Raw genomic sequence first — 7,412 nt, 5'->3', positions numbered from 1 at the left:
ATTCTATTTACGAAAACAAGTTATAGAGAATTATATCTAAAATAATTAAGAGGGCACTGTGAAGACACTAAAAACAGACTCTATAAGACGTTTCTTTGTAACCACTTTTGTCTTATTTTGTTTTATCACAACTTCATGTATATATCCTATCACCAGCATCGCATCTCTTGGAGATTCATACACACATAATGAAAGTGGCGAAGCCACCTTGCAGCCGGAATCGGATTTTAAGGAAGATTTAGGCATTATTGGCTGGGGACACGCTACAGTTAAAAAACTCACTAAGCATGTCCGAAAGAAAAAAGCCGATCTTACCATAGAGGACCTTTTTAGAGTAGGCACACAAAAAACTCAAAAGAAACTCATAAAAAACATATTTACTGAAGAAGGATATGCCTTTGATGAAATACCTGACCAAGAAACACTAATCATATCAGGCAAGGATCACGGCATCATTTTTACCAGCAGTCTCTACGAACCGTCAGTCGATATCCTTTCATCAAAAAAAGTATTAAAAAAAGAGTCCCTGAACGCACATGTAAACTATTATATTTATCAGGACATATATGTAGATCTCTACAATGAACTAAAAGACGAGGAATTTGATCTGCAGAATATTGCTGCGTACGTACCTGCAGAAATTCTTCAAACACTTCTCGAAAAAGAAATCCCTGGCGACAAGAGCAAAAAACACATATTTACCGAACCACTTGTATTTGAGAATGCATCTGTTGCAAGCATCGATCTGTCCGGTTTTACCGCTATGACTGATAAGCTTAATAGCATGCTATCAGAAGAGGTGGATCCTGTAAAGCAAGCCGAAGCAAGAAAGTTTGTGATCGAAATAACAAACGAACTATTTGTTGATATAGCAAATGTCATAAATAAATTTGACGGATCAATACTCAAATTTGGCGGTGACGCACGCCTTGTCATGTTTACGGGAGAAAATACCGCAACACGCGCACTTGAAATGAGTCAGGAAGTACAGCTCATGATCCGTTATTTTGGTGGCATTATAAAAGAGTTCTTCACCGAAACCGCTGATTTCAGCTCTTTGGGAGATATTAAAGCAAGTATCGGCATGTCTACCGGAACAATATATCTGGTAATACCGGATGACAGTTACGGTATACGGGATGTACTGCCTCTCGGCGACGTTGTCCTAAGAGCAATTCAAGCTGAAGACGCCTCAAATAAAGAAATCGTTATATCACAAGAGTCAAAAGAGAAACTTGTGAAAGAGGGACGCGGCAACCTTTTTACTGTATTTGACACTGATACCCTACCGGATGAAAAATATAATACTGATGCGAGAAAAAGCATGAAAGAAGAAAATCTCTATGTAATAAATCAACAAAAATTAAACTTCCTTGATTATGAAGTAAAAGACAGAATTAATTTTACTCAGAAATATATGAACGCAGTATATGATTATTTACGTAAAAATAATTTTGATAAAACCTCCCCAGAATTAAAACAACAAATCACCAAAGATTTTGAAAAATGGAAAAAAGCACTCACAAAGATGAATGGAAACGTAACAATCGGAGACTTCTCAAAAATCAAAAAACTTGAAAACATGAAAAAAGCGGTTATGAAGATCCGTATCGAGGTTGATAACCATCTACTTTCATTTTTCCCCGCTCAGGATGATGCCTCACTCGATAAGACAAAGGATACGCTTGCAAAAATGTCCATGAAAAACTATTACGGAAAATACGTTGCAGACAGAATCGGTATCTTATTCCATCAATTCAGGACAAAAGCACATAGAAAAGCATTTTACTCTAAAGAAATCTTAGAAGAAGCAAAAGATATCCTTATCAGCTTCCTACCACGCGGATTTGATAATTACATCATTAAAGACGAAAAAACAGATACGCATGTAGACAGAATGAACTTCCAGAATGTGCGCATCATGTTTATGCAGGTATACGGCCTGCAGGAACTTTACAATAAAACATTGAAGGAAAACGGACTAAAAGAAGCGCAAAATATTGTAAGAGATTTCTTTAATGACGCTAACCGAACAGCATCTCCGGCAAACGGTATATTCTATCTAAAATGCGACCCAGGAACACATTATCTAAAAATGATCTACCTTGGCGGCTTGAAATATATCAGTAATATAAACCCGGACGCTGAAATGGTAAGACACGCAATGCACCTACATGAAACAGCGGATAAATATGGCTTAAAAATGAAAATCGGTATTAATTCAGGAGCGGTTATACTGGGCCTCACTGGAACCGCACGTAAGGAGCTTACCACAATCAGCCCGGAAATAAATCTTGCCGCACGGCTCGGCTCGTCTTCAAAAAAAGGTGAGACAATCGTATCAAGCCGTGTGTATTACGCCAGCAAAGATGATATCGATTATAAGGAACGGACAGATTTTTATGCCCCTGGAGCAAAAGGAATCAAGGTAAAAGGCGTCGCCGCAGAAATACCAATATTTCAGCCACTAGGAATACTAACGGTGCAGCGTAAAGGTAAATTTTTAAGAAACAAGGAACTTGGCATCGCTAAAAAATGGATTGATACCTATTTAGATAAAAAACCCGGGACAATGGATATGCTTTTTATTCAAACCAAAGAACTGGGCTTAGGGTCAGAGACACTTGCTTATGAGATTGAACGTTACGCTAAATCAGCAGGATTCATAACCTATGGCACTAGAGGAAAAGATGAATATGCTATTATGAAAAATTTGCTGGAAGATTTCTTTGCCATTACACATAAAGATAAACTCGCCGAACGTCTTAAAAAGATAGATTACGGTATATCCGAATACGCCGAAGACATGAAAATATATACACCTGCACTAAAGATACTATTTCCATTTATTGATTTCGGTGAAAGTGAGGTTGTCGATAATCTAGAAGATGATGAAAAGATTATTGTTATAAATAATATTATTCAGAAACTTTTTACCAATAAAGCAAAAGAAGTTACCAAAGAAGGCAACGCCGGTCTTTTCCTTAGAGTATTTGACATGCAAAACCTTCCCGAAGAAACGGTCTTTTTTTCTCCACTTATGAATTCCCTAAAAAATAAAAATGTGTTAATCGAGCTCGTGTGTAACGGGGCCTTCCCAAAAGCACTGGAAGAGATCGAAGTTACAGCCATCAATACAAAAGAACCGGTATCTTTAGCAAAACTTGTCACCAAAGATAACAGAACAATACTCGTCGATAAAATGGATCAGGAACAGATATTGGACATATTTCATGGAATATGTGGTTTAAAAAGAAAAACCGCTCTTCTAAGCGAAGTTGATAGACTGACACTTGATGATATCAGAGGATTGTATACTCGCGATGAAATAGATGAAATATTACAACACTTTAATAAAGACTTGCCGCAAGAAAAACAACACACGGTTATTAGCGACTCTCTACTAAAAGACTTACATTCATATGTAAAAAAACAATTAAATGAAAAAATATACCTCTTATCAGGAAAAGGTAGCCCCCTTATAGCCCGTCACCAGGCAAAACTTTTTACAGACCGGTTCCGCAATCAGAATCTGCCGGAAGACCAAAAAGGCGCGTACCTTTTAAAAGAAGTCCTTAAGCAAAAGATATCAGGTGATAACATAGACGCCTTTTTCTATACACAATACAATGCCAGCTATTTTGATAATCCGTTATACAAAACAATGCTTTTAAACGCGCTTTGCCTCGGATCGAAATTCAAGGAAGAGGTATTTATCAAAAGTCTTCCAATAACTGAAAACAAAGTAAATGAACGATTAAAAGAACTTATGGATATAGGAATATTCAGACGTGGTGATTTGGAAACATTCATTTTTGACCATTACATCTACGATGTATTTATTAAACATGCCGATATCGACAAAATAAGAAAAGGAAAACTCAAACTCGCCCATCTTATGGAAACACTCTATAAAAAAGAAGACGGTTCAATAGATCCTGCCCACATTAATACCCTTGCACAATTATATTATGATTCATTTAATTTAAAGCTTAAGTGGGATAAACAGCAAAAGGAATTGGGGGTAAATGAAAAAGACTTAACAAACACTATGCAATACTTAGAATTGTCCGCGAACAAGTATGAAAAACTATTAAAACTTCCCGAAGCAGTTAACGAAACTAAAAATGCCATCTCTGTCATAAATTACAAAAAGGATCAGGAACTCACTAAGAAAAGTGACAAAAAAGATCTTTGTAAATTATACAACAACCTTGGAGATATGTATAAAAGACTATTTAATGCCGATAGTTCCCTAAAGGCCTACAATACTGCTCTCGAATTAGTCTCCAACGATACAGAAAAATTTAATATTATTTTTGATGGAATAATTCAAGTTCTATATGCAAGTGGTAATATGAAAGAAATTGCGGGAATATTAAACCGAGTCGAAAAACAAATTCCCAAAATCGAGCCCCTTTCAACGAGAAAGCTTACTCAAACAGAACTATTTATAAAATTAGGCAATCTTAATTTTGATAAAGGCAATTATGAGTCAGCATTATCATATTATGAAAAGGGAAAAAAGATAGCAGCAAATACAAATAATATTATTGCCATAATTAAAATTTACAACAATATTGGAAATGTTCTTATAGAAAAAGGGGACCTTGAGAAGTCAAAGAAAAGTTATCTGGAAGCTGTCAGAATAAGCAAGGAAATACACAATCCTTTCAGAACAGCAGGTGCTTTATCTAGTCTGTCAATAAATTATATTTTGTCAGGTGAACCACATAATGCCATACGTACTGCAACCGAATCAATATTAATCTTGAAAAAAAATCATTATACCGAATTTTTAACTACATCATTAAACTACTGCGGGGAGGGATATAGATTACTTGGTCAATATGACAAAGCGTTGGGTTATTATATGGATGCGGAAAGGGTTGTAAAACTTTTCGGTGCACTTGCTGAAGAAAAGGCGGATTTATATAAAGGTTTCGGAATATGCTATAAAAAAGATCATGAAAAAAGCATCAAATATCTACAAAAAGCAATAAATGAAGCCTATCAGATCGAAGACAAAAAACTTAGTCTACTAATAATGCTTGATTGTTGGGGATATATTCTTGAGGGATATATCCGAAGCGGAGAAATCAGTAAAGCAATAAATCTAATCTCAGAGATTCAAAATAACGTAAAGACATTTTCTGAAAAGATTACAAAAAGCAAAGACATAAAAATTAGACTTGGAGTCATTGATAGAATAAAGTGTGAAATTGATTTTATAATTCATAAAGATAATGAGGAAAACCTAAAAAATATATTTCTAGATGCAATCGCATGCTTTAACAATGCAAAAAAACTTGATCACAAACTAGGTATAGCAAAAAATCTTGCCCTTCTACTTAAAGTTTGCAATAAACTAAATAATGCATTGTCTGAAAAGAAAACAAATATCGATAACAGCACCTCGCTAAAAATATCAAAGGCACTTTCATCACTTAAAGACGTTGAAAATTTCTTATTAAAAAATAAATTTCCATTGGACAGTTTACTTTTGGCTGAACTCTATTATGAGTTATCCGTCATTGCTAGTGTAACGAAGCAATCTCACTTATTCGAAGGGATCACTTCGCTTGAAACCCGCGCTGACTATCTAACCAGGACCCAAAACCTTATTGAAAAATTAGCAGAAGAAGGTGTTTACGACGGAAGGATAATAATTTTACAAAACAAACTTTTATCTCCGGCAAAACCGGAATCCATAGAAACCGTATCAGATATCAAAGTGGAAAAAGCCGCGTGATACATGACCCATGGCACATAAAAAAGGTGAGCCCTGTTTCCAGAACTCACCTTTTTTATTCAATCACTGCCAATATTACATACGATTACCACGTTTAGAAATTCTTTCATCAAGACCACCGACAAATTTTTCAATTGATTCTTTGTCCATTGCCTTAATTGCCTGAATTTCATCTTCAGATAGATCACTGCCAGCTAATGCTGAGTCAGGATCTGACAGAAGTTGGCCTCTAAAAACCTCATCTGTTACTGCTTTACCAAATATTTTCTCCATTCCCTGTTTTGACATAACCTCCTCCTTTCGGTTGGTTGGTTTTGGTTTTGTCATTTTTGTTTCATGAACCTATATAAAGCAATCGCCGTGCCAACATCTAAGAAAACTACTAGTAAATCTTATAAGACATTATAATACACAGCGTTATAATTATCAATATTTTTTATAAGTATTTTAGTGACGCGTGCGCTCTATAAAAATACTAACAATTATGTTATCAGGTGCAAAAAAGTGTTCAACTTTGCAACACATCTATCTATTACTGCCCCATAGCAGAACAATATGAAGAATAATAGGGACACCCCTAAATGGTAGCAGCTACCATTTAAACCTATTTTCTTGATTGTCTCCCCCTAGGTAAAGCCTGCAACCTTCTTCCCAACCTAGTCTCTAACCCTTCTACAAAAGTTGAGGCCCCTAATGGTCGACCATTCAACGTGCATTTTTTTATAGCATCTACTTCATCAGTAGTTTCAGATGAACATATATATTCATTCCAACCTTCTTTATTTACATAAGTATAATCAAAAAGATTTCCTAGCTTGATAATGTTATTTGCACATAAACCACAATTATATGAAGCACTTGACCACTCCCACTCAGATGGATTCTTGACTATACTGGCTCTTGCTGGGTTTCTTTCAATATATCTTGCGGCACATATCAAGTGTTTTTCATCTAAGACACATGAATAAAACCTATTCTGCCATAAATGTCCTTTTAGGTTTTTTTTGTGATTGTAGTATTTAGAATATTGGACATGTGCAAAATTAAATGTCCTACTTAAAGACTCTTTGGTTTTTGGAACTACTATAAAATGGACATGATTTGACATTAAACAATATGATAAAATTGTAATCCCATATCTTTGAGAATATTCATTGATCAAAAGAAGATATTTTTTTCGATCAGTGTCATCAATGAAAACATCCTGTTGATTATTCCCTCTTTGGGTAATATGGTGTGGGTGTTCAGGAATGACAACTCGTGATATTCTGGGCATGAACAGATTATTCTTAAATTCATAATAAATGTCAATCAATAAATGGCAGCTAAATGGTAGCTGCTACCATTTAAACATCAAGACATGGAAAAAGCCCGCTTCACAGAAAATGAAACGGGCTTTTAACCTTACGCATAATAATAATAATTTTTATTACTATTCTTCTTCACCTGTAATGATCTTACCGGTGTTGTCTGCTGCGGTACCTGTTGACTCGCCAGCACCAACTGCCATATTCCCGGTACTGTCACAGAAGCATATTTCAGTCGAGTAGATATAATATGGCCGTCACACTTAGACATGCTTTGTGTTCCCTGTTACTCTCCCCTTTCGGTTTGGAGAGTGTCACATTATTCTGTCTTATGCTTCGACTTCAACACCCCT

At 35.5% G+C, this 7,412-nt stretch carries 4 protein-coding genes; 1 reads left to right on the top strand and 3 read right to left on the bottom strand.

Annotation, left to right across the window (positions count from 1 at the left end; translation table 11 throughout):
* Positions 1 to 58 precede the first annotated feature (58 nt).
* A complete protein-coding gene (locus tag P9M13_03395; protein MDP8262332.1) occupies positions 59 to 5,752 on the top strand; it encodes an adenylate/guanylate cyclase domain-containing protein in 5,694 nt (1,897 codons plus the stop codon).
* A 75-nt stretch (positions 5,753 to 5,827) separates the two neighbouring features.
* Here P9M13_03395 and P9M13_03390 read toward each other — a convergent pair whose 3' ends face one another.
* The 3 genes from P9M13_03390 to P9M13_03380 all read right to left on the bottom strand — a co-directional run bounded on the left by P9M13_03390 (position 5,828) and on the right by P9M13_03380 (position 7,330).
* Positions 5,828 to 6,040: a Franean1_4349 family RiPP gene (locus P9M13_03390; protein ID MDP8262331.1), complete on the bottom strand. Its 213-nt coding sequence runs from the start codon at positions 6,038 to 6,040 to the stop codon at positions 5,828 to 5,830.
* A 316-nt stretch (positions 6,041 to 6,356) separates the two neighbouring features.
* Positions 6,357 to 7,028 carry a transposase gene (locus tag P9M13_03385; GenBank protein MDP8262330.1) on the bottom strand — a complete coding sequence of 224 codons (672 nt, stop codon included), beginning with the start codon at positions 7,026 to 7,028 and terminating at the stop codon, positions 6,357 to 6,359.
* Positions 7,029 to 7,156: 128 nt separating this feature from the next.
* Positions 7,157 to 7,330 (bottom strand): hypothetical protein, encoded by a 174-nt coding sequence (locus P9M13_03380; GenBank protein ID MDP8262329.1) that lies wholly within the window; start codon positions 7,328 to 7,330, stop codon positions 7,157 to 7,159.
* Positions 7,331 to 7,412 lie beyond the last annotated feature (82 nt).

Origin of the sequence: Candidatus Ancaeobacter aquaticus, from assembly GCA_030765405.1 — a bacterium.
Lineage (GTDB): Bacteria > Auribacterota > Ancaeobacteria > Ancaeobacterales > Ancaeobacteraceae > Ancaeobacter > Ancaeobacter aquaticus.
The sequence above is the reverse complement of the archived record's forward strand: the minus strand, read 5'-3'. Positions and strand labels throughout refer to the sequence as shown.

Excerpts from the sequence above, each read along its gene's own strand:
- P9M13_03390 (MDP8262331.1), bottom strand. The coding sequence starts at position 6,040 with ATGTCAAAACAGGGAATGGAGAAAATATTTGGTAAAGCAGTAACAGAT.
- P9M13_03385 (MDP8262330.1), bottom strand. The coding sequence starts at position 7,028 with ATGCCCAGAATATCACGAGTTGTCATTCCTGAACACCCACACCATATT.
- P9M13_03380 (MDP8262329.1), bottom strand. The coding sequence starts at position 7,330 with ATGTCTAAGTGTGACGGCCATATTATATCTACTCGACTGAAATATGCT.